Raw genomic sequence first — 24,102 nt, 5'->3', positions numbered from 1 at the left:
GCAACCCACTTGTTATGAACTCAATTTCTGGCCGATGGGTCTTGGTTTTATAGATTTACGCTAGTTGGCAGAGAAGCACGTTATGCCTGAGATTTATCAGGCATAACGCAAATTCCTCTTGTTTCCAAGATGGGTTAGAGCATTCCCTCGGTGGACTTTTCCAATTCCCGCGCTTCCCGCAGGAACTCTTCCACATCCATTTCCCTGAAAAATATCAATCCATGGCTGGATCGTACTTTTGCTGTTTCATGCTGGTAGAAGTAGTTTTTGCCCAGTAACAGCTGAACGTCTGAGAGCTGATTGACCCAAGTATTTTTGGCGAGGGTGCTGAATTTGCCATTATGGGCATAGCTCGGGAAGGAAGCATTTACTTGGCTGAGGTAGCAGTTGGTAAAGGAATCCTCCATCACCGAAATATCACCCAAGGAAACGGGAACTATCACATTGGCCTCCGCTGCATCAAACTTAAACCAAACGTTTCGGTATCCGATTATCTTGAAGTTGCTAAGATCTTCTTCTTCTCCCCATTGGCGCACTGCCTCTGCCGTTGCCTGAAGTACTTTATAGTGGGTGTCAGGGCCACTGCCCTCCGGATCCAAGGTTAGGCTGAGCTTGGTGGGTCGGATATCCCGGAGCATGTTGAGGATAGGCTCTACGTCTCGTTTCTTATCCGGCTGCTCGGTAAAGATATCACCCGTGTAGAAGCCAAGGCGAAGGTGGTGTACGTTTTTCACCTGAACACCAAAGTGCGCCCAAACCAATTCTTCCTCAAACTCCCTTATCATGCCTTTCAGCGTTTGGATGTTCTTCGGGTTTTTCTCCCCGTCATAGGAGTTTTTAAGCACTGTGATGATCTCATTGATTTGATCCCTAAGTTCCATTGTTGATTTGACCCCGTAGATGAAAACAACGGCACGTACCACCCGATGGCAAAGTCCCCTTAGCCGCTCTTCTGCGTTTCCGGAGGCTACGTTGGTCAGGTAATGGTATACGTCCTTGTCCATTTTCAGCTTATAGCCGGTATCAAAAAAGTCATCGTAACGAACCATCTGTATACGTCCTTCATCCAGAAACCGCTTGGTGTTTTTCAGTGTGTCTATTACAAAGGTGTTCGTGACGGCCGTGAATCCAGAAGTCAAAACGGCAAAATGAGCGGTATTAGAGTTTTCGTGAAGCTGTTTGGTAATATGGGGCAATATACCTAGGGAGATATCATCGTGATGGGGTCCGGTATGCAGCAGGACTTCGTTTTTCTCTTCTGCAAGGCCCCGCTCTATTTTCTCGCTAATGCTTTTGATGACGTCGTTTACCGTTTTTTCGTTTAAATTCGGGATCAGCGCCGTATACCGATCATTTTTCAGATCCTCTAAGGTAACGCGATGGCCGTACTTTTTCAGTTTTTTGCATAGGTCCAAAACCGCTCTCTCTGATTTAAGTTCTGTCCATTCACCTTCGGTGTAAAATCGTTCTACACTGTCTTCCAACTTTACCCCAGCCCCTTTGGTAAGGTAAAACCTGCCAGCTTTCAGTTTTTGAAGCACGGTGGCGGGGTAGAGGTTCGTCATTTCCGATTCCAGTGAGGCTTTTACGATGGGAGCCTTGGCTTCACCGGCAGCAATGATGATCGCCACCGCGTCCGGATTATGAACGATAGTCTCCAAACCGATCGTGATTACCAGTCGGTTTGCGGAAATCTCAATTCCACCGAGGTCTCCGGCTGCTACGGCCTGGGTTTCAAAATTGGTTTCAGTAAGTCGAGTGGTTGAAAACAGATCAGAACCTCTCGTGTTGAAGGCAATGTGTCCATCAGGTCCAATGCCACCTAGGAAGAATCCAATGCCGCCTTTTTCACGGATTTTGGCTTCGTATTCTGCACACCATTTATCAATCAGATAGATGGATTCCTGCTTCAACTTTTCCGCTTCTGATTGCGCCTCCCTAAAGCGAAGCGACAGATCTACCTTGAAGTCAGGAAAGATTTCCCGGTAAGATTTCCCCTGTGCCAGGGGGATTCCATCTGAATTTATCAGTAAGGCCTTCTTCGGATCCAATCCAAATCCTTCGATATAAAATTTATTGACGTAATGGTAAAAGCTGTTTTTTTGGGAGGATGAAATCGGATAGAATTCATCGATCTGCACAAACTGCAAGTCCTTTAGGACGGGTTTTTTAACCTGGGAAAGGTTGTATTTCTCCCTGATTTCCATTCCCTTCTTTTTTTCCCAATTTTCGAGCAAAAACTGCGTCCATTTGATGAAATACTCGGGGGTTTTTCCGGTAGGAAGACTGATCACACCATTTGGGTTATCAGCTGCCCATTCCAAAAACCTGCAAGCGGTCATCAATCCCAATTTTGGAAAATTATCAACAATGAGATAGGGTATCTTGCTGGTGATTTTTGTAATACCCGAATCTCTTAAAAAGGCTTCTTCAGCAGGTGATAAAGGATAGTTCGTTAACATAATGGCGTTTATTTTTACTTACTTCTCTGTGTGGTTCAATTGTAGTTAATGCTATCTTCAAAAATATGCTCGTTTACGATGGCAACCGCTCCCATCAATCCGACTTCACTTCCCAGTTTCGAAAGTTGGATCTCTGTTTTCTCACGCAGTTTTGCCATGCTGTAAATGTTCAATGCCTGTTGAATTGGGGTAGTAATGTATTGATTTGCCTCTGCGATTGCACCTCCCAGAATAATCAGCTCTGGGTTAAGTAGTTGAATAAGGATGGCAATACCTCTTCCCAAATCAAGCCCCACGTCTGAAAGGATGCCTATCGCACGTTGATCGCCGGCAATCGCTGCCTCTACGATGGTCGAAGGATCCAGATCAGCCCCTTTACCCTGCGCCATCTTTGCCAATATAGACTCACTGTCCAGAGCAATCGCCTCCTTCGCCAGACGAATCACGGCTGTCCCAGAGGCTACCGATTCCAGACAGCCTCGTTTTCCACAGGAACAGGATATGTCTTTGTTATCGAACAGAGGCGAATGGCTGAATTCCCCGGAAAACCCCGAGAAACCGCGGTACAGTTTCCCATCTATGATAATTCCCAAGCCTATTCCCCAGTCCACAAACATGCCCAGCACATTTTTTAACTCCCCAGTCTGAGCAAACTTAAACTCCGCCAAGGTCTTCGCACGAGCATCGTTTTCGATAAATACTGTCCGGCCAATTTTTTTGCCCCAAATCTCTTTAAGACTCTTTTTGGCGGATTTTAGGTAGGTATGATTGAAGCCCTCTACTCCATCCACTAAGCCCGGCATGGTAATCCCAACTGCAATTATCTTTTCGCCGGGGATTCCCGATCCATTGATTACCTCCTGACCGAATTCGTATATCAGGTCTATGGTGGCCGATTCACTGTTCAGGGGTATGTTCTTGGTATACACCTCCGTTACACGTCGGTTTTTTGTATTAAATATGGCTGCCCTGCCGGAAAACCGGTTCAGGTCGATGGCTACTACGTAAAAGGAGTCCTCAGCAAGACCGTATAGGTCTGGCTTTCTGCCTCCCTGGGACTGTCCTCTACCTTCCTTTACAACAATCTTTTCCTCCAACAGGTCGGAAAGCAGCAGATTGGCAGTTGGAAGACTGATGCCCACCATCTGACAGATATAGCTGGCTGTGTTGCTCCCGCCAGTATACAATTCCTTAATAATCTTGATTTTGTTGATGTAGTTTTTGATTTCAACCACACCTTCTTTTTTGTCTAATACTACTTTCGGGTCTATTAGGTTCATACCTGTTCAAAATTAATGCAAGTTAATAAAAAATTTTATTAATTAATACATACTTAGTTTAAAATATTTTTCAACATTTATCACTACATTTGGCCTACAAGCAGGGCTCGCGAGTTTCATGAGTCAGATTAAGGCATAGGATAAGCGAATCTTCCTTGCTTGAAATGTTTCGTAAGTTGTACTTAAAATTAGTGAAACAAAAGCGATTTTCTAAAAAAAGTTGTTTTTTCACAGCCTTTTCTAACCATAACGATTAAAATTTGATTGATTGCCATGCAAGGAAGAAGAAAATTTTTGAAAAAAACGATTATTGGCGCTGGAATAGGCCTGCCTGTTTCGTTTGGAACGGACTCCTTTGGACTAACAACCGGCCCGGTTGGTTCCAAGCCCTTGGTGCTTTCCACCTGGGATCACGGTATGGCGGCCAATGAACGTGCGTGGGAAGTTTTGCATCAAGGTAAATCTATAGTGGACGCAGTTGAAGAGGGAGTAATGGTTACGGAGCGTGATATGAGTAATCTTTCCGTAGGACTCCAGGGGCTACCTGATCGGGAAGGGATCACCACGTTGGACGCCTCTATTATGAAAGGAGATGGGGCCTGTGGGGCAGTCGCCTTTGTCAGGCAGGTAAAGCATCCCATTTCCCTGGCAAGGTTGGTGATGGAGAAGACACCCCATGTCATGTTGGTAGGAGAGGGAGCTAGGCAGTTTGCTATTTCCGAAGGATTTCCGATCGAGGAGGAGGTTTTGAGTGAGAGGGCAGGAAAAGCCTACCATGAATGGAAAAAAACATCTGAGTACAAACCGATCATAAATATTGAGAATCACGATACCATAGGAATGATTTGCATGGATGCCAACGGTAATATGGCTGGATCCTGTACAACCAGCGGACTTGCCTTTAAAATGCATGGCCGGGTGGGTGACAGCCCTATTATAGGTGCCGGGCTTTATGTCGACGACCAGGTTGGGGCAGCTACTGCCACTGGACTTGGCGAGTCAATTATCCGAATCAGCGGCAGTTTCTTGATTGTGGAGTTGATGAGGCAGGGGAGAACACCGCAAGAGGCCTGCGAAGAAGCAGTCCGCAGATTGATAGCAAAAAGCAAAGGGATAGAGGATATCCAGGCTGGCTTTCTAGCATTGAACAAGGATGGGGAATATGGTGCATATGCGGTTCATCCCGGGTTTAATTTTGCGCGGCACATACCGGAGGCGAAGGGTATGATTGATTCTTCCAGCTACTTTAAGAAGAAATAGGCGATGATTAAATTAGAGGTGCCTGTTTACACCGTGGAGGCGGCAATGTTGGCTGCGCAACACGGCGCCGATAGGTTGGAGCTTTGTGCCGATATAGGGGAGGGCGGAACAACCCCCAGTGTTGGGCTTCTGTGTTTTTTAAAGGAAAGGGTCACCATCCCCATCATGGTGATGATTCGTCCCAGGGGGGGGGATTTTTGTTATTCTGAGGAAGAGGTACAGGTAATGGAGAAAGATATCCGCCTCTTGGATCAGTTTGGTGCGGATGGTTTTGTCTTCGGTGTTTTGACAGCAGATGGCTCCGTTGACGAAGCGGCTAATGGAAGGTTATTGCGGGCAGCAGGAGGAAAGCCCTGTACCTTTCACCGTGCTATTGATGTTTCCAAAGACCCCATGGAAGCTTTGGAGGCAGTCATTAGGTGTGGTTTTCAACGTGTGTTAAGCTCCGGCGCACGAAATTCGGTAGGTGAGGGGCTGGATAACCTGAAGACAATGATGTGCACCGCAGGCGATCGGCTCATCGTGATGCCTGGAGGAGGGGCGCACCCCGACCACCTAAGGCAGTTGGCAACTACCGGATACCTTCGGGAAGTCCACAGCAGTGGGAAAACCTATAGGCCTACTCTCAGCCGGTTTGAGTCGTCGGATGTGGAGCTATCTGCGGATCCGGAGAGCTTTCGTAGGATACTCACGGTGTCACCCGAAAAGCTTCAGGCCTACAGGCGGGAGATCGAGTCCCTTTATTTTACCGACTTGTAGGTTTATTTAACAGGATTCATCAATGATGATTGGTTGAAATTTGGTTTTTTCGGTTTAATTTTTTACATTCACAGAATACATTAAACCCAAAAAGCCATGGTAAAGAGTTTTCAAGGAGTACGGGAAGTTCCCGTCAAAAATGGAAAAGATCAGAAAATATCCGTCAAGGATTTCATGACGGTCAATGTAATTACCTTCCATCCGGATGACAGCATAGATCATGTGATCGAGGTTCTGACCAAGAAGAAGATATCTGGAGGGCCAGTGGTGGACAGCACCGGAGGATTGGTAGGTATGATTTCAGAGGGTGATTGCCTCAGAGCGATTTCTAAAGGGCAGTATACCAATACCCCCCGATTTCCGTCACCGGTGTCTGAACTGATGACAAAGGAGGTCATTACCATGCACCCGGACATGTCTATTTTCGATGCCGCCCAGGAGTTTTTGGAAATGAGGATACGAAGGTTTCCGGTTGTGCGCAACGGCAAGTTGGTCGGGCAATTAAGTGTGAGTGATATCGTCCGTGCCATGCCAAAGCTGAAGTCTGCCACTTGGTAAAGTTGGTTGGTTTGACATGTTTGATCCTGCTATAACTTTATACTGTGTTTTCCGGAAGCTTATAGATAGCCGGCTATTCGGTAAATGGTAATGCCGAGCCATTCCTTGACCAGTTTGTGCCAAATCAGCAAGGAACCCGGACTAGGCTGAATCAGTCCTTTCCAGTCAATTACGTGATCGTTTCCATAGTAATCGACTGGAAAGGTGTGCACGTTTATGCCTACTTTTAGGAAACATCGTTCCGCCCTGTATATGTGGAAGGCCGAGGTGATCAATAAGTAGGTTTCGTTAATGGAGTAGTTTTGTGATAGCAGTAGATCCTTGGTCAGCTGGGCATTTTCGCGCGTATTTTTTGCTTGATCCTCAATCAATATATCATCTTCAGCTACCCCGCCGATTACCATGAACTCAGCCAGCTTTCTGGCCTCGCGTTGATCGTTTACGGGAGCGAATCCCTGTCCTCCGGATACTAGGATTTTTTTGATCTTACCTTCTTTATAAAGTTGTACTGCGTGTGTCGCCCTATCCGCTCCCCTATCAAAAAAAGTTCTATCGGCAGCGGTTTTGCTCAGATTGGTGACTCCGGTAAGTACAATGCCCACTTCATAGGTGGGTAGGTTCGCGATGGATTTGTAAGGAGGTTCCCACCAATTGATCAGAAGATTGGCAACAAAGCCATTGCTGAAAACATAAAGTAAAAGCAACCCTAGGATTTGTAGCCGTCGTTTCCATACCCTGTTTGGGAAAAACTGGCCTGCCAGGAGCAATAAAAAGCAAATTGTCAATGGCATGACCAAAAAGGAGAAGAGCTGGGAAATAGCGAAAAACATGATTAATTGAAGTTGTAGTAAGTTGCGTAACAGCCGAACGGATGGAACCTAGGCAAAAATAGGTGAATTGGCGAAAATCAAAAATTTTCCGTTAGTTCGAAGGAACGAAAGCCGTTTGAAATGGTTTTGATTCGCTTAGGATACAGGCGCAACCAGATGGTGCCACTCAGACAGGAAAACTCGGATGGCTTTTATGCTACGCTACCGTTTGATAACGTATCTGCAGGGCACTTTAAATCCTTTTTTTAATTCATGCCTTCATGAGGTTTTTGTAGTGATTGGTCAGTTGGTTTCGGCAATGTGAAGAAGAACGTACTGCCTTTTCCAGGTTCAGAGGTGACGCCGATGGTTCCCTTGTGGATCTCGATGATGCGTTTGCAGGACGCCAAACCTATGCCGGTCCCGGGGATTTTGTCATGCGTGTGCAGTCTTTTCATAAACCCAAACACCTGCTCTGCAAATTCCTGATCGAAACCAATGCCATTGTCACGGACAGCCACTTTGATTTCCGATTCGCTTTCTTCAAATTCAACCTGTATCTGGGGCTTGGCCTCAGAGCGATATTTGATGGCATTGCCCAAAAGGTTCTGAAACAACCGTACCAGTTGCACTTTGTTGCCAAAAATCATCGGTGAGGTGGGGATAGTGATTACCGCATCGGTTTCCTCTACCTGATCTTTGATAAGTTCCAGTGCTATTTCACAGACCTCATTTAGTGAGACTTGGGTGAACTCAGTTTCTTTCCCGTCAATTTTGGCGTGCTCCAGCAGGTCCCGGATCATCAACTTCATTCGGGATGAATTACTTTTGATTATCGAAAAATACCGATCGAGGTCACTGCCCCCTTGAATCTGCCCCTTTTTTTCAATTTGCGAGATCATGCCTGTGATCGTGGTAAGGGGCGCTTGGAGGTCATGGGAGGTCGTGTAGGCAAATTGTTCCAACTCCTGATTTACCTCTTTAAGACGCTTTACCATCAATTCTGCTTCTTTTCTTGCTTTCATCAATTCCAGCTCATATAGTTTTCGCTGGGAAATATTCAAAACGGAAAGCCTATAGATAGACTGGGATTCTAAGGCAATCCCCACGCGTTTACCATTGATCAACGTGGGGATCTTGTTGCCATGCTTGTCCACAAAATCCAGGTTGATTTCGGAAATATCGCCATGCATCTGAAGTAATGGGAACAAGTGTGTTTGCATATAGATCTTGCCTCCGATGCTTAGAAGATCCTCCACTAGCTTTTTTTCTACGATCTCAGTTCTTTCATAATCCAGCCATTTCAACAAAGTGCTGTTTATGTTCACGACGACCCCATCGGATCGCATGGATAGGTAGCCAAAAGGTGCGTTTTGGTATAAGTCCTCTGCGTCTTCCGTGAATGTTTGGTTCGTTTTCAATAGGAAGAACGTAAGAAAATTTTCAGACTCTCAATAACTTGATCCGGGTCGGTAAGGTGAGGACAGTGCCCGGGCGACTTCAATACCACCAAACTACTGTTAGGTATTTGTTGATGTACGTACTCCCCTACCTGAATAGGCGCAATGATATCCGGATGGCACTGAATGATCAATGTCGGAGAGGAAACATGAGCGAGATCCTTCCGATTATCTCCCAAAAAGGTAACCTTGGCAAAATGCTTGGCTATTTCGGGGTTCATACTGCAAAAGCTGTTTTTGAGTTCCTCTGAATACTCCGGTTTATCCGGGTTGCCTATGATTACGGGCGTAATGAAACTCGACCAGCCCAAGTAGTTACTTTCCAGGGTATCCACCAGTTCATCTATATCCTTCCGGCTGAATCCTCCTATGTAATCCAGCTCATTAATATAACATGGTGAGGGACCTACCAAAACCAACCTATCAAAAAGGTCTGGCCTTGACTTTTCGGCCAGTACACCTATTATACTGCTAACCGAATGTCCTACAAAAACCACCTTTCTAAGATTTAAGTATTCGCAGATTTCAATAAGGTCATCTGCATACCCTTGAAGAGAACTGTATTTTTCAAAATTATAGGCACTTTGGTCAGATTTACCGGACCCCACATGGTCAAACAGGACCACTCGGTACTCATCTTCAAAAGCAGGCGCCACAAATCGCCACATGTTTTGGTCGCATCCATACCCGTGGGCAAATACCATGGGCTGTTTTTCATTGCTTGAAATTTTTATGTTGTTTCTTGCTGCGATGTTCATGATGTGGTTGTGGTTACTCAACGTAGAATATCCCTTCATTTCGTTTGTTTCATCCAAGATCAGCCCAGCGTGAAAACCGATTACATGGCCTTTTGCGGGGCTGTAGGACGTCCCAGGATTTGGTTGTGTTTACTGTTTGACTTCAACAGCTTGTTGGCTCGTTGCATGGGTGTCGCTTTAAATATAGTAAATTAGTTTTTCAATCCAACGGGTTTTCTGGCCAAATGGGGTTTTGTAAGAGAGCATAAAATCACCCCTTTCGCGAGGCCATAGGAAAATGAGTGGATCGATAAAGTTCAAAAATAGGCCTGCAAACAGGCTAACGTGGATGGGAAAAAAACATCCCCACATCATGTACGATGTAGGGATGATAAAATCAAAGTACCCCTTTGGTACTTGGCAATTGGTTAAGCCGGTTGATATCCCTGGCCACGGCCATTTGGATGGATTTGGCCAGTCCTTTGAATATCGCCTCGATTTTGTGGTGTTCGTTGTCTCCTTCCACTTTGATGTTGAGGTTACATTTGGCTGTGTCGCTGAAGGATTTGAAGAAGTGGAAAAACATCTCGGTAGGCAGATCGCCTATTTTTTCCCTTTTGAACGTTGCCTCCCAGACAATCCACGGACGTCCGCCAAAGTCGATGGCAACCTGCGCCAGGCTATCGTCCATTGGTAGCAGAAATCCATAGCGCGTGATGCCCTTTTTATCGCCCAATGCCTTGAGGTAGGCTTCTCCCAATGCCAGTGCGGTATCTTCTATGGTGTGGTGCTCATCGATATGGAGGTCTCCCTGTACCGATATTTTCAAATCCGTGGATCCGTGGCGCGCCAGCTGATCCAACATATGGTCAAAAAAGGCCAAGCCTGTCGATATATCGCTTTTGCCCGAACCGTCCAGATTGAGCTCTATTCTGATTTGTGTTTCAGAGGTGTTTCGCTCAACGGTGGCTTTGCGGGGAGGCATTCGGAGGAACCGGTAAATCTCGTCCCAATCCATGGTTACCAGATCTGCTCCATCCACCGGCTCTTTTCCTATGAATATGGCTTTGGAGCCCAGGTTTTTCGCCAGTTCCACGTCTGTTTTTCGATCTCCGATCACATAAGACTCGGCAAGGTTATAATCACCAGTCAAGTACTCGGTTAGAAGACCTGTTCTTGGCTTACGGGTAGGGGCGTTTTCATGCTCGAAGGACTTGTCTATATGAATGGCTTTGAAGAACACATTTTCCTGCTCCAGCGTCTTCAACATCTTGTATTGTGCTGGCCAGAAGTCAGCTTCCGGAAAAGAGTCCGTTCCCAAACCGTCTTGATTGGTGACCATCACGAGCTCGTAATCGGTTTCTTCCGCAATCTTGCGCAGGTTTGAAATAGCTTTGGGTATGAACTCGAGTTTTTCGAGGCTGTCTACCTGAAAATCGGTCGGCGGTTCTTTGATGATCGTGCCGTCACGATCTATAAATAAAAGCTTTTTCATTAGTTGAATATTTTTTCAGTCAATAACTAAGGTCTCGCGGGGTATGAGCCTCAAAAAACACGCCTGCTTACGAGTCGGGTGCCTTTTGATTGTTCAGCATCACGCCGCCTTCGTGCGCTTGACCCGCGCGGAAATCAAGGTGTTCACTCGTACCTCGAAAGCAAGGTCACCGGGTTAGCCTATCCAGCGCTTCCACCAGTTTTTCGTTTTCCACGGAAGTACCGACGGTAATCCGAAGACAATCTTCACAGAGGGTAACTTTTGAGCGATCCCGCACGATTATCCGCTGCCTAACTAGGGCATCGTAGGTTTCCTTTGCCCGATCGATTTTTACCAGAAGGAAGTTTGCCTGTGAGGGAAATAGCTTTTGGACACTTCGGAGTCCCAGCAGCTTTCCGGTGAGTTTTTCTCGCTCCTCCAGAATTTCGGAAATCATGGTGTCCACCTTTTCCAAATTGTCCAAAGCATCCAAAACCGTGGCTTGGGTCAGACCGCTGATGTTGTAGGGCGGCTTAATTTTGTTCAATATGGCGATGATTTCAGGTGAAGCGTAAGCCATGCCCAGCCGTAGGGATGCCAACCCCCACGCCTTGGAGAAGGTCTGCATTACGAGCAGATTGGGATACCGCGCTAGTTCAGAAGTAAAACTTGGCTCATCGCTAAAATCAATGTAGGCTTCGTCGATAACGACCAATGCCGGGAAGTTCCTGAGCAATGCATGGATATCCTCTCTCTTCATCCGATTTCCGGACGGATTGTTTGGGGAACAGATAAATAGAATTTTGGAATTAGGCGTTGCCGCTTCCAAGATCGCCGGTACGTTCAGCTGAAAATCTGCGGTAAGGGAGACCCGGATGGTCGCCACGTCATTGATACCCGCACTTACCTCATACATGCCGTACGTAGGGGGCAAAAGGATGACATTGTCCACTCCCGGTCGGCAAAATGCCCGAAACAACAGATCGATGGCTTCGTCACTGCCATTTCCCAAAAACAACTGATTCGGCTGGACGCCTTTTATTTCTGCAATCCTTGCCTTTAAATCTTGTTGATAGGGATCGGGGTAGCGGTTGAATGCCGTATCCGTAATCGACCCGTAGGGGTTTTCATTGGCATCCAAAAAAATCCCTTCTTTACCGCTATACTCATCCCTAGCCGAAGAATAAGGCTTGAGCGAAGCGATATGGGGCCTAAGGAGCCGGTTTAGTTCAAAGCCCATTTTGTTTGTTTCGGTTTATATGATCCAATCGAAGGGAAACGGCTTGCTTATGAGCTACTAGGGATTCATTTTCAGCCATTATCTCCACGGTGGGGCCGAGGTTTTGTAGCCCCTTTTCAGTGATTTTCTGATAGGTGATTTTTTTTACAAAACTGTCGAGTGAAACGCCGCTGTGGTTGCGGGCATACCCGTTGGTCGGTAGGGTGTGGTTTGTGCCTGAGGCGTAATCCCCCGCTGATTCCGGGGTGAAATTACCCAGAAACACCGAACCGGCATTTACGATGCGGGAACAGACTTCCTCTTCATCACTTACGGACAATATCAGGTGCTCGGGAGCGTACTCGTTTATTAGATCTATTGCTTTGTCCGCATTGGGGATCACGATTGCCACACTGTTGTCGAGCGCTTTTTGGGCGATTTTTTGGCGGGGAAGCGTTTCGACCTGGGCATCCACCTCTTTGAGGATCTTTTTTGCCAGTTTTTCCGAATCGCAGACCAGCACCACTTGACTATCCACTCCGTGCTCGGCTTGGGAAAGCAGGTCTGACGCTACGAAGGCGGGAACCGACGAGCCGTCCGCATACACCAGCACTTCCGACGGGCCTGCGGGCATATCAATTGCCACGCCTTTTTTTACAGCCAGCTGCTTGGCTGCCGTCACGTACTGATTGCCCGGGCCGAAAATCTTGTCCACCTTGGGTACAGACTGAGTCCCGTAGGTAAATGCGGCAATCGCCTGGGCACCTCCCGCCTTTATGATCCGGTCTATCCCTACCAAACCTGCGGCGTAAAGGATTGCGGGGTGAAGTTTTCCCGCGGGGTTAGGGGGTGAGCAGAGGACGATTTCTTCGCAGCCGGCTAATTTGGCAGGAATTCCCAGCATTAAAACCGTAGAAAAGAGTGGGGCAGTGCCTCCGGGGATGTAAAGGCCTACTTTTTGTATTGGTACACTTCTGCGCATGCAGGTGACACCGTCCATGACCTCCATTTCCAGGTCTGGGGTTTTTTGTGCCTCATGAAATTTAAGTATGTTCTCCCTTGCCTGTTGGATGGCTCGCTTGAGTTCATCCGAAACCTGCTGGTCTGCTTCCGCAATTTCCTCCCTGGTCACCAGCAGCCGGTCGATTTCCACGTGATCGTATTCCAAGGCAAATTTACGCAGCGCTTTATCTCCCTGCCGCTTGACCTTTTGCATGATGGGTTTTACGATTTTTTCGATATCCTTCAGCTTGATGGCCGGCCGTGCCAGTTCTTTTTTCCAGCTGTTTCTTGGAGGATTTACAAGGACTTTCATAGAATTACTAATGTCATTTCAGCATTGATACTTGCCATTTGGTTGGCAATACGTCGGGTTGTGGACGAATACCCAATAAAGAGGTTTTTATCTGTCATAACCGGTTTATCAAAGGACCATCTTTTCAATGGGAACCACCAAGATGCCTTCCGCACCTGCGGCGCGCAGTTCTTCGATGTTTTCCCAAAACTGGTCTTCGGCTATGACCGAATGAACCGAGGACCAACCTTCCTGTGCTAGGGGTAGGATGGTAGGGCTGCGCATGCCGGGAATCAGTGAAACGATTCTGTCCAGCGAACTGTTTGGCGCATTTAGCAGCACGTACTTATTGCTTTTTCCTTTTTGTACGGCATTCATGCGGAAAAGCAGCTTGTTTACGATATCCTGTTTCTCCGCGGAGATTTTTGGGTCTGCAATCAGGACCGCTTCCGATCGGAAAATCTCTTCTACTTCTTTCAGGCCGTTCATCATCAGGGTGGATCCGGAACTGACGATGTCGCAGATCCCTTCCGCTAGGCCAATGCTGGGCGCAATTTCCACAGACCCGCTGATTTCGTGGATCTCGGCTTGGATGTTTTTTGCAGTGAGGTAGTCACCAAGTATCTTGGGATAGGAAGTAGCAATGCTCTTGCCTTTGAAATAGTCAATGCCCATGTAGTCTTCACTTTTTGGAATGGCAAGAGAGAGTCGGCACTTGGAAAAGCCCAGCTTCTTCAACACGGTGACTTCCTTGTTTTTTTCGACTAATTCATTTTCCCCTACTATTCCCAGGTCTGCCACACCGTCAGCCACATAGCCGGGAATATCGTCGTCCCGAAGGAACAAGAACTCAATTGGGAAGTTGGTAGAGGTTGATTTTAGCTTGCCGGTTCCGTTGTAGAACTTGATGCCACACTCCTTGATCAGGCTGAGGGAGTCGTCACTGAGTCTTCCGCTTTTTTGTACGGCTATTCGTATGATGGTTTCCATGTGAATTTTGCAAGTGTTTGAAACAGGGTAGAAGAAAGGGAGGATTCGGGTGCCATTCTATCCCAGTAAATGGGAAATTGATCAGATTTGCCCCGAAACATGTGAGACACGATGATAATGCCCATGCACGACAGGATGTTGGGAAAAAATGCTATGCAGGACACGATAAGGGTGGCTTTGTCTCATACTTCTGGGCAAATTTAGCTACCTATTGCAAACATCCCAAATGTAGCTGCGATTTTATGCTTTGCCAGTAAACAAAAAATCCCCCGGGATACGCTCCCGGGGGAATTAAGCCTTCTGCTGTGACTCATGAAAAAATTGCCAGTTAAAAAAATAACCCTACTAACCAACTTCACTTACCCCTCAACCAACTTCACTCAACTGCACATCCACTTCACGTTCCAACTGCACAACCCTACTTCTATCAGCGATGAAATCTGTTTTGATTTCCTGCTGCTTGATGGAATAAAATTACTGCGTTCTAATCGGAATCAATGAATTAATCGATCAATGCGGTCATCAAGCAGGTGAATAGGGCGATTTGGTCGGTAAAAGGAAAGGGCGTGGTCATCGTGGTGATGTAGTTTTCTGCGGTATGCCTTTGCAAATGACGTGTGATAATTATGTGTCCATACCTACAATACTTGAAATACAATGGAGACTAAATTGACAATTAGGGTTGATGATCAGGTTATTAAAAGAGCCAAGATCTATGCAAGTAAAAACAAGAGCAGTCTTTCATAGATGATTGAATCTCACCTTGATGCCATCACCCAACAAGAGAAGAAACAGAAAAGCCTGCAATTAGCCATCTAGTAATGAGTTTGATCGGAGTGATTGATTTGCCTGTAGATAAAGGAAAACCGGTTTTGAGAAGGTTAAGGGTAATTCTGAAAATCTTGGCTTTGGATGATAAAATCATTTTTTTAACGCCTGGGCTGGGATTGGTTTCGCAGAAGATGTAAACTGTTTTTAGGGCTTACCATACTTATTTTTTAAAATAAAGTGAGTAAAGAGCATTATAGATAAACTTATATTTTGTTTCTATAAAAAATACCGTCTGTGAAATTTTGCGAAAAACATTTTTTTTAGAATAATAATGGGGTCATTTTCGGGTATAGTCTCCTCTTGATTTTATAACGCGACCGATTCTTCGCAAATGAGCATAAACCCAAAAAATAAAACCACCGTACCTATCATCCCTGTGCCTTATCGGCATGCGGCCACCATGGAAACCTTCAAAGATAAGACCGATGCCGAAATATGGAGGGCATTTGACGGAGGGGATGAAATGGCATTCAATTTCATCTACCGGGTATTTGCACCTGCCCTCTTTCGTTTTGGCAGCCAGTTTACCCAAGATCAGCCCACCGTACAGGACTGCATTCAGAATATCTTCATAGGCCTTCGAAAAAACCGGGGTAGACTAAGCGAGGTGAAAAGTATCAAATCCTACCTCTACAAATGCCTACAGCGGGACTTGATTCGGGAGTTGAACAAACGAAGAGAAACAAAGATCAGTCCGGATTCGCTTGACTATGGTTTTTTTGAAATAGAGGCATCCTTCGAGACGAAGTTGATACAGGATGAAAAAGAACAGGAGCAAAAGCGGACCATCCAACTGGCAATTGGTCACTTGACAGCAAGGCAGCGGCAGGCGATCCTGTTGTTATACGAGGAGGGGATGAGCTATAGGGAAATCGCGGAGGTCATGGAGTTGAACGAAGTTAAATCCGCCCGCAAGATCGTTTATCGTGCACTGGAAAGTCTCAAGCAATTTTTAAAGAAAGACGTATAGCCCATGCCATCTAATCTGAAATTTATCAAACCTATATGAGATACAGAGACTACAAGTTGGAGCATTTTCTTGCAGATGAGTTTTTCATTCAGTGGGTCAAGAATCCTGATGCCAACAACCGTCATTTTTGGGAAAAGTGGCTGCAGGAGCATCCGGAAAAAAGGGCCACGGTGCTTGAGGCTGCGCAGCTGATCCGGGCTGTGAAGTACCGTACGCATGTGGTTGTATCCGACTCCGTCTATGTGGAGGCATTTGAAAACATCCTGCGGGCATCTGGTCATGGGCTTTCGACGCAGGGAGACCTGTCAGGGATCTCTCAATGGTTCTGCTTTTTTACCCTGAGGAAGTTAGTGGCTATGCTGGTACTCGGCTTTTGTGCGTGGATGGCGTTTGTGCACATGATTCAACAACAGCAGGAGGTAGATCATGTAGTGGTGGAGGTTCCGCAGGTTACCAAGCAAAACCCCTACGGAATTAAGTCCTTGATTACCCTGACGGACGGAAGCAAGGTTCATCTCAACGCCGGCAGTTCCATTGCGTACCCCAAGGAGTTTGGCTCGGAGGCGCGGGTAGTCAGGCTGACGGGCGAAGCCTTTTTTGAGGTTGAACCGGAATTTGAGCGGCCCTTTATTGTCGAAACAGGCAATGCACGTGTCGAGGTATTGGGGACTTCTTTTAATGTCAATCAGCAGGACGGGGGCAACATCTCGGTTGCTTTGGTTACCGGCAAGGTGAGGGTAAAGGATGAATCGGGAAGCCTGGTCAACTTGGAACCCAATGAGATGCTCATAATGGAACAGGGCGGCAAACTGCACAAAACAGGATTTGATCCCCTGGAAGTGTTGGGTTGGAAGGAAAAAAGGCTTGTTTTCAAAAAAGATTCCTTTGAATCTGTCAAGCAGAAGATCGAGCGATGGTATGGCGTGGAGGTGCAGGTAAAGGGGAAATCGCCCCAAGGGTGGGCCTACACGGGGGTTTATTTGGACGAAATGTTGGAGAATGTGCTTACCGGGATTTTTTACACCTCCGGGATTACCTATAGGATAGAAGGAAAAAAAGTAACCATAACGAACCCAAGATAACTCAACGATGAAAAAGGAAGACAGCAGTTAACGACGAAGGCAGCATCCGTTCTGGGGGGAACGGGAAGCTGCCTCCTGGAGCCTTGTGTCCGTGGAAAGAAGACAAGGCTATGTTCAAGTACAATTCTTAAACGATTCAATATTATGAAAAAAAATATACTTAGGCAATTGCTTATGCTGTCTAAACGATTGATGTATGGTTTCCTGATTCAGGTTTTCTTTTGTTCGGTATTGCTGGCCAATACGGGCAATGCGCAGCGAAAGACCCTCGAAGAGGTCAAAATCTCGGTAAACCTGACCGAAAAGTCATTGAGCCAGTTTTTCAGGCTGGTGGAGTCAAAGACGGATTTTAGGTTTACGTATAGCAACCGGTCAGTTGATCTCAGTCAGAAGATTTCGATAGCGGCTACGGATGAAACCTTATACGAGGTGTTGGCAACTGTTTCAAAGCAGACCAACGCCAATTTTGTTCAGGTCAATAATAATATTCATGTCAATAGAATATTAGCTAACCAGCTCTATGATGGTGAAGGGGTTCTTGCTTTTTCTAATATTCAGCTGACAGGTGTGGTTGTTGACACAAAGGGGCAACCAATCCCAGGAGCAACAATATTTATCGAAGGAACGTCAACTGGAACAGCATCAGATATTGATGGGCGGTTTTCATTGCAAACACAAGAGGGAGCTGTCTTAATTATTTCATTTATTGGCTATCAATCGCAGCGAATAGTTGTTTCAAATCAAAGTACTTTAACAATAACATTGGTTGAAGATCAGTCTTCATTAGATGAAGTAGTTGTGGTTGGTTATGGTACCCAGCGAAAGGCAGATATTACAGGTTCAGTATCAAGTGTTTCTGAAAGTGTTATTCAGTCTAGGCCGGTTGCTAATTTTGAAGACGCCCTTCAAGGAAGGGCCAGTGGGGTTCAAGTTAGGCAGACAGGAGGAAACTTAGATGGAAGGTTTTCAATCAATATTCGTGGCGTTGGCTCTGTGACAGGCAGTAACGATCCTCTTATAGTAGTGGATGGTGTGCCATTGTTTAGCTCCGATTTTTCTACTATTAATCCTAAAGACATTGTATCAATGGATATTCTTAAGGATGCTTCCGCGACTGCTATATATGGTGCGAGGGCTGCAAATGGTGTAGTTATAATTACCACTAAAAAGGGAAAGGCTGGAAAAACCCAGTTTTCATTTAGTAGTGATATTGGGTTTGAGGAAATCTTCAATCGATTTGATTTGATGAGTACAGAAGAGCAAAGATTGCTTTTCGTTGAAGCCTTTAGAAATTCAAATAGAAGCACCTCCGTTTATGATGATCCCACTCACCCTACCTGGCAGGTTGATACTGATTGGCAGGAATTAGGGACAAGAACTGCATTAAGACAGAATTACAATTTGGGATTTAGTGGCGGGACGGATAAGACTCAGTTTTCTGGTTCAGTTGCCCATCTCGATAGACAGGGGACAATCATAAATAGTGATCTAAAAAGTTGGTTCTTTAGGCTAAATATCAATACAGAAATTAATGAACGGTTCTCGGTTTCTTCAAATCTTACGGGAAGCCATCAAAAACAAAATGTTCAAAACAATGATAGTTGGGGAGCAACCGGGTATAGAAGTTTAATTCATAATCATTCGTATACCCGGCCGTTTGATGAAAATGGTAATCTTACGGCAATTAATACCCAAGCTGCCCCGTATTTTGGCGCGAATGACAACCCATTGATAGATTTGATGTTGCCTACAAGGGAGAGTGATGTTACTAGGGTGCTCGGAAATGTGAAATTTGATTACAAATTAATGGACGACCTAACCATTTCAGCAAATCTAGGTGGTGATATTGTCCACGGAAAAGGGTATACCTATCTCCCTGTTTATCAAATTGGACTTTTTGTTAGACCGGAGGGCCAAGTAACAGTACCAAATAGACGAGAGATAAATTGGGTTTCAGATTTAACCGCAAATTACCAAAAAACCTTTCAGCAACATGATATTAAGATGCTTGTTGGATTTTCTGCGCAACAATTTATGTTTGATAACAGTACCGTTACAGGAATAGGGACGATAAATAATTCATTAAATCAACTCTCAAATCAAATCAACTTTAATGCAAGTGGTTCTAGAGTAAGTTCAGGGTTAGTCTCCTCTTTTTTCAGATTGAATTATTCGAATAGTGACAAGTACCTGGCAACCACCACTGTACGGAGAGACGGATCATCTAAGTTCGGAGAAGCTAGACGGTACGGAGTATTTCCATCTGGCTCCATCGCTTGGAGAATTTCAGAGGAGGGCTTTTTGAAGAGCAGTGAATTAATTGATGATCTTAAAGTTCGAACCAGTTATGGTCTAACCGGAAATCAAGAAATTGGGGATTTTGCATTTCTAACCCGTGCAATTGCCACTCCTTACGTTTTCGGTAATAGTCTAGTGGTTGGCAATTCACCCCAAAATATCGGTAACCCAGATTTACAGTGGGAATCGACTAGACAATTTGATGCTGGAGTGGACGTGTCATTTTTTGAAGGCAGGATTTATTTTTCTGCGGATTATTATAATAGAACCTCCCAAGATCTTTTGATCGCCACTCCCGTTGCATTGACAGCAGGTGTTAGTCAAAATCCAATTGTTAATCTAGGTTCTGTATTAAATGAAGGCATAGAGTTATCCCTAAATTCAAGGAATACGGTGGGAAAGATCGGTTGGAGTACAAATTTTAATATTTCTTTTAACACAAATAGGGTTTTAAATATCGGAACAAATTCCATCGGAGAATCATTGGAAATCCCGGGTGAGTTAATCCCTTTGTCTAATCAACCGGCAAATTTATCGAGAGCGGGTTACCCTGTTGGCGCATTTTATATGTGGGTATTTGACGGGGTTTGGCAGTTGGGCGAAGAGTCTATAGCAAGACAATGGGCAGACGCAGTACCGGGGGATCCAAAATATAAGGATTTGAATGGAAACGGGATATTTGATGTAGGCGATAAGACATTTGTTGGAAATCCTCATCCAAGATTTTTTGGAGGAATCGATAATTCGTTTGACTATAAAAACTTCAGTTTATCCGTATTTTTTGATTTTTCAGGGGGATTTCAAGTTTATAACACGGCAAGAAATCTATATGGTAGAGGTGTTCCTTTTGTTCAAAATCTTGCGGAGGTTAATGATTTTTGGACGCCTGAAAATCCAAGTACTAGGGTTCCAAGGCCGTCTCAAGGTGGCAACACGACAAATTTGGTTACTATGGTTTCTGATCGTTTTTTAGAGAATGGAGACTTTATAAGACTTAAGAATGTCGCTCTTACTTATAATCTACCATCTTATCTTTTTAGTGGTAAAACGATTGAGGCGCTCAAGTTTTCCTTGACAGGTACTAATTTGATAATGTTTACAAATTACTCCGGATTGGATCCGGAGGCATCGAGTAGGGCCAGTTTATTGTCCGCAGGTATTGATTATACTCCTTATCCACAGGCAAGATTGGTCTCATTGTCAGCACAAATAACCTTCTAAATTTAAGTCTTACATTTATGAATATTTATAAGAAAATTTCAAGGTCATTTATATTACTAGTACTAATTCAACAACAAGCCTGTAATTCTATTCTGGAGCCATCTCCTGAAGGAATTGTTTCAATGTCAGAGCTTTATACAACGGAAAGTAATATAATTACGGCATTAAACGGCGTTTACAACCCTTTGCTTAGTCTTTACCGTCAAAATATGTTGAGCCTTACAGAGCTTGCTAGTGACGATGGGTGGACCTGGAGGTTCGAAAATCAACCTGATTTGTTTATTGTAGACCCTACTTCAGGTCCGATTCAACAAGTTTGGGCCTCGAATTATGAAGGAATTACTAGGGCCAACGGGGTAATTGACAATCTATCTATGGTTTCCGACTTTTCCAGTGATGAGATGGGAAGACTGATTGAAGGTCAGGCTAGGTTTTTGCGCGCTTTTTACTATTTTAATTTAGTCCGGTTTTTTGGAGGTGTGCCTATTATCACAAGCGCTATAGTCACTAAAACTGATGCGGAACGTCCAAGAGGTAGTATAGAGGAGGTTTATACCCAAATTAGATTAGACCTTAACTCAGCGATTCAGCTATTGCCGGTATCCTATGGTGGTGGAGTGGGTCGAGAGCGAGGGAGGCCTACGTCCTTATCAGCTAAGGCATTACTCTCAATGGTTCTACTAGAGCTGGAAGACTGGTCTGGTGTGGTGAGTTTGTCGCAAGAACTGTATGGAACAGGAATTCTTTTAGCAAATTATCATAATAACTTCAATGGTTCACAAGAAAACAGTTTAGCTTCTTACTTCGAGGTGCAATATGGTGGTGTAATTGCTCAAACAACTACCAATAAAAGTGTTTCCTTAGCCCCTCCAGATTTTGAAAATGGGCTTGCGTTTATTTTACCCACAGACGATGGACTTGGTGGAGAGGGGGGAGGCCTATCTTCGGGTAACGGAATTGTGCAGGCATTTGAAGATGGTGATCTTCGAAAGGACGCTATCATCGATAACTATGGACTTTCTAATTTCATTGATCCTTCTAAACCAAACGGTAGCCTTTATTTTGTTAACAAGTACTACAACACCTCTGACCCGAGGGGTCTTAGTACATGGAATTTTCCTTTGATTAGATATGCGGAAATTTTATTGAACTTCGCAGAGGCGTTAAATGAATTAGAGTATCAACCTACAGGAAAGGCTTTTGAACTATTAAATGAAATACGAGTCAATGCAGGTTTAGAGCCGCAAACTTCTACATTGCTCAGTAATAAAAGTCTTTTCAGAGAGGCGATACGTAAGGAGAGACGGATTGAACTTGCATTTGAAACAAAGCGGTATTTCGATTTAAATAGGTGGGGTATCCTTGCCAACGTTGTTCAAGTACAAATGGATCTTACTAATCGGGTTTTCCCAAGGCAAAAACTAATAGCCCATCCGATAACAGGAAAGGATTATCATTTATATCCCCTTCCAGCAATTGAATTTGTCAATAATGTACAGTTAGGTGAGCAAAACCCAGGATATTGAGAATTCATGATATGAAAAAATTCCTTTATGTGATAGGGTTATTCACTTTAATATGTTGGGGATGTAATTCCCAAACCAATGAAGCGGGAAATTCAAATTCGGAACGGACAGCACCCAATATAGTACTTATAATGGCAGATGATTTGGGATACAATGACTTGGGCTGTTATGGCAGTGTTTCGATAAAAACGCCAAATATTGATCGGCTTGCCGCTTCTGGTTTCAGGTTTACCGATTACCATTCCAATGGTGCGGTTTGCAGCCCAACCCGTGCCTCTCTGCTAACAGGGCTATATCCCCAGGAAGCAGGAGTTGAGGGGGTGATTACAGCCAAAAGCCATAGAGAAAAAGGAATGTCTTTGGATAAATTTACCTTGGCGGAATATTTAAAGGAGTCAGGTTATTCTACAGCCATATTTGGAAAGTGGCATCTGGGGTATAAACCAGAATTTGGCCCCAATGCGCAAGGTTTTGACCAATTTGTGGGATTTGTAAGTGGGAATGTCGATTATTTCAGCCATATCGATCAGGAAGGATACGAGGACTGGTGGAATAATCAAAACCTCATAAATGAAGCCGGTTATTTGACTGATTTGATCACTGATAAGGCACTTGAACACTTGGATGAAATAAGGCCTGACAAACCATTCTTCTTGTATTTGGCCCATGGAGCTCCCCATTCTCCCTATCAGGGTCCCAATGATAAAGCAGATAGAACTGTCGGCGGTGATTTTCCGATCCAAGGCAGCCGCAAGGATAAAGAAGTTGCCTACCAAGAGATGGTTGAATCACTTGATGAAAATGTGGGTAGAATAATGGAATATCTTGAAAAAAACGGCTTATCTGAAAATACTATTGTGATTTTCTGCTCTGATAATGGAGCCTCTCGAACCGTTGGCTCAAATGCACCTCATAGAGGCTATAAAGGACAACTTTACGAGGGAGGACATAGGGTGCCGGCTATTTTCTATTGGAAAGACAGAATTCCTCAAAATGTTTATGAGAAATTGGTATTATCGATGGATTTGTTCCCGACAATAGCAGGCTTGTTGGGTTTAGAGGTTCCAGTTGATTTGTCTGGAAAGAACTTAGCAGGAATATTTGACGATACCAAGCCTATTACTTTGGAAGAAGATAGGGTAGTATTCTGGAGATTTGGAAATCAAGTCGCTGTACGGAAAGGTACTTGGAAATTGTTGAAAATTGGTGAAATATCCAATTTATACGATCTGTCTACCGATTTTCAGGAATCAACTGATATTAAAGAAGCTTATCCTGGTATTTTCCAAGAATTAGAAAAATCCTATGAAGATTGGGAAGCTGGTTTGACTGAGGAGATAATTTCGTTTTAATTGATCACACATTGTAGTGTAACATTGCAAATGGTTATACCAATATATTCCAATTTCCCTTATTGCTAATATTTGTGCTGTAATTTCAAGTATAAAAGCTCAAGCTCTTCTGGATGATTTCTCGTTGGGCGAGTTTAATCAATGAGTTCTCCATTTTTTTTAAAATGGGGCTCAATAGATGTTTTATCCATAAAAATTATGAATCAGCAAAAATTGAAAGACTAGTGTGTTCCCTTTACAGGGAAGCGAACAATTTTAAACCCGTCGTCACTTAATTTTATTATTGAAAGTGACCTTTCTGAAACGCTAGGTATACCCTAGGGTATGGTAAATAATATAAGAAATTAATTATTTGTAAATAAAAATTCGGCATGCTTGAAGTAATAGAAATTCGAACTTTATTTTTAATAGTCTTATTTGGCACCTCTATGCAATTAAAGGGGCAATCATCCAATTTATCCAATTTTCCTAATATCGTCTACATTCTAGCCGATGACATGGGCATTGGGGATGTGTCCAG

At 44.5% G+C, this 24,102-nt stretch carries 18 protein-coding genes; 9 read left to right on the top strand and 9 right to left on the bottom strand.

Annotation, left to right across the window (positions count from 1 at the left end):
* Positions 1–134 precede the first annotated feature (134 nt).
* Together ADIS_RS03975 and ADIS_RS03970 are read right to left on the bottom strand one after the other, a co-directional pair.
* Complete coding sequence (locus ADIS_RS03975) at positions 135–2,462, bottom strand: PIG-L family deacetylase (protein ID WP_010853046.1); 2,328 nt, start codon at positions 2,460–2,462, stop codon at positions 135–137.
* A 35-nt stretch (positions 2,463–2,497) separates the two neighbouring features.
* Positions 2,498–3,742: an ROK family transcriptional regulator gene (locus tag ADIS_RS03970; RefSeq protein WP_010853045.1), complete on the bottom strand. Its 1,245-nt coding sequence runs from the start codon at positions 3,740–3,742 to the stop codon at positions 2,498–2,500.
* Positions 3,743–4,015: 273 nt separating this feature from the next.
* On the opposite strand from ADIS_RS03970, the gene ADIS_RS03965 reads away from it, so the two are divergent.
* The 3 genes from ADIS_RS03965 (at position 4,016) to ADIS_RS03955 (ending at position 6,319) form a co-directional block, all read left to right on the top strand.
* A complete protein-coding gene (locus ADIS_RS03965) occupies positions 4,016–5,002 on the top strand; it encodes a N(4)-(beta-N-acetylglucosaminyl)-L-asparaginase (protein WP_035804623.1) in 987 nt (328 codons plus the stop codon).
* 3 nt (positions 5,003–5,005) lie between these two features.
* The gene (locus ADIS_RS03960; protein ID WP_010853043.1) at positions 5,006–5,761 is read left to right on the top strand and encodes a copper homeostasis protein CutC; all 756 of its coding nucleotides are present in this window, start codon (positions 5,006–5,008) and stop codon (positions 5,759–5,761) included.
* A 96-nt stretch (positions 5,762–5,857) separates the two neighbouring features.
* The gene (locus ADIS_RS03955) at positions 5,858–6,319 is read left to right on the top strand and encodes a CBS domain-containing protein (RefSeq protein ID WP_010853042.1); all 462 of its coding nucleotides are present in this window, start codon (positions 5,858–5,860) and stop codon (positions 6,317–6,319) included.
* Positions 6,320–6,378: 59 nt separating this feature from the next.
* Here the strand turns inward: ADIS_RS03955 and ADIS_RS03950 are convergent, their stop codons facing one another.
* The 7 genes from ADIS_RS03950 to hisG all read right to left on the bottom strand — a co-directional run bounded on the left by ADIS_RS03950 (position 6,379) and on the right by hisG (position 14,302).
* The gene (locus ADIS_RS03950; RefSeq protein ID WP_010853041.1) at positions 6,379–7,149 is read right to left on the bottom strand and encodes a YdcF family protein; all 771 of its coding nucleotides are present in this window, start codon (positions 7,147–7,149) and stop codon (positions 6,379–6,381) included.
* Positions 7,150–7,394: 245 nt separating this feature from the next.
* Positions 7,395–8,549: a sensor histidine kinase gene (locus tag ADIS_RS03945; protein ID WP_010853039.1), complete on the bottom strand. Its 1,155-nt coding sequence runs from the start codon at positions 8,547–8,549 to the stop codon at positions 7,395–7,397.
* A complete protein-coding gene (locus ADIS_RS03940; protein WP_010853038.1) occupies positions 8,546–9,385 on the bottom strand; it encodes an alpha/beta fold hydrolase in 840 nt (279 codons plus the stop codon). Before ADIS_RS03940 ends, ADIS_RS03945 begins: the two co-directional genes overlap by 4 nt.
* 337 nt (positions 9,386–9,722) lie before the next feature.
* Positions 9,723–10,820 carry a bifunctional histidinol-phosphatase/imidazoleglycerol-phosphate dehydratase HisB gene (hisB, locus tag ADIS_RS03935; protein WP_010853037.1) on the bottom strand — a complete coding sequence of 366 codons (1,098 nt, stop codon included), beginning with the start codon at positions 10,818–10,820 and terminating at the stop codon, positions 9,723–9,725.
* Between the two features lie 166 nt (positions 10,821–10,986).
* On the bottom strand, positions 10,987–12,039 hold the full coding sequence (hisC, locus tag ADIS_RS03930; RefSeq protein WP_010853036.1) for a histidinol-phosphate transaminase: 1,053 nt from the start codon (positions 12,037–12,039) through the stop codon (positions 10,987–10,989).
* Entirely contained in the window at positions 12,029–13,333 is a 1,305-nt protein-coding gene (gene hisD, locus ADIS_RS03925) for a histidinol dehydrogenase (protein WP_010853035.1), read from the bottom strand. Before hisD ends, hisC begins: the two co-directional genes overlap by 11 nt.
* Positions 13,334–13,441: 108 nt before the next feature.
* The gene (gene hisG, locus ADIS_RS03920) at positions 13,442–14,302 is read right to left on the bottom strand and encodes an ATP phosphoribosyltransferase (RefSeq protein ID WP_010853034.1); all 861 of its coding nucleotides are present in this window, start codon (positions 14,300–14,302) and stop codon (positions 13,442–13,444) included.
* Between the two features lie 657 nt (positions 14,303–14,959).
* On the opposite strand from hisG, the gene ADIS_RS23645 reads away from it, so the two are divergent.
* From ADIS_RS23645 to ADIS_RS03895, 6 genes are all read left to right on the top strand, one after another.
* Positions 14,960–15,049, top strand: coding sequence for a DUF6364 family protein (locus ADIS_RS23645; RefSeq protein ID WP_394330308.1), 90 nt, complete (start codon positions 14,960–14,962; stop codon positions 15,047–15,049).
* Between the two features lie 415 nt (positions 15,050–15,464).
* Entirely contained in the window at positions 15,465–16,103 is a 639-nt protein-coding gene (locus ADIS_RS03915) for an RNA polymerase sigma factor (protein WP_010853032.1), read from the top strand.
* Positions 16,104–16,138: 35 nt separating this feature from the next.
* Positions 16,139–17,185, top strand: a complete 1,047-nt coding sequence (locus ADIS_RS03910; protein WP_010853031.1) for a FecR family protein — start codon at positions 16,139–16,141, stop codon at positions 17,183–17,185.
* Positions 17,186–17,329: 144 nt separating this feature from the next.
* Positions 17,330–20,704, top strand: coding sequence for a SusC/RagA family TonB-linked outer membrane protein (locus ADIS_RS03905; RefSeq protein WP_010853030.1), 3,375 nt, complete (start codon positions 17,330–17,332; stop codon positions 20,702–20,704).
* A gap of 17 nt (positions 20,705–20,721) precedes the next feature.
* A complete protein-coding gene (locus tag ADIS_RS03900) occupies positions 20,722–22,230 on the top strand; it encodes a RagB/SusD family nutrient uptake outer membrane protein (protein WP_010853029.1) in 1,509 nt (502 codons plus the stop codon).
* On the top strand, positions 22,227–23,582 hold the full coding sequence (locus tag ADIS_RS03895; RefSeq protein ID WP_238325369.1) for a sulfatase family protein: 1,356 nt from the start codon (positions 22,227–22,229) through the stop codon (positions 23,580–23,582). The genes ADIS_RS03900 and ADIS_RS03895 overlap by 4 nt, the downstream gene beginning before the upstream one ends.
* Positions 23,583–24,102 lie beyond the last annotated feature (520 nt).

The sequence above is a fragment of the Lunatimonas lonarensis genome, from assembly GCF_000390185.1.
GTDB classification, from domain to species: Bacteria; Bacteroidota; Bacteroidia; order Cytophagales; family Cyclobacteriaceae; genus Lunatimonas; species Lunatimonas lonarensis.
The sequence above is the reverse complement of the archived record's forward strand: the minus strand, read 5'-3'. Positions and strand labels throughout refer to the sequence as shown.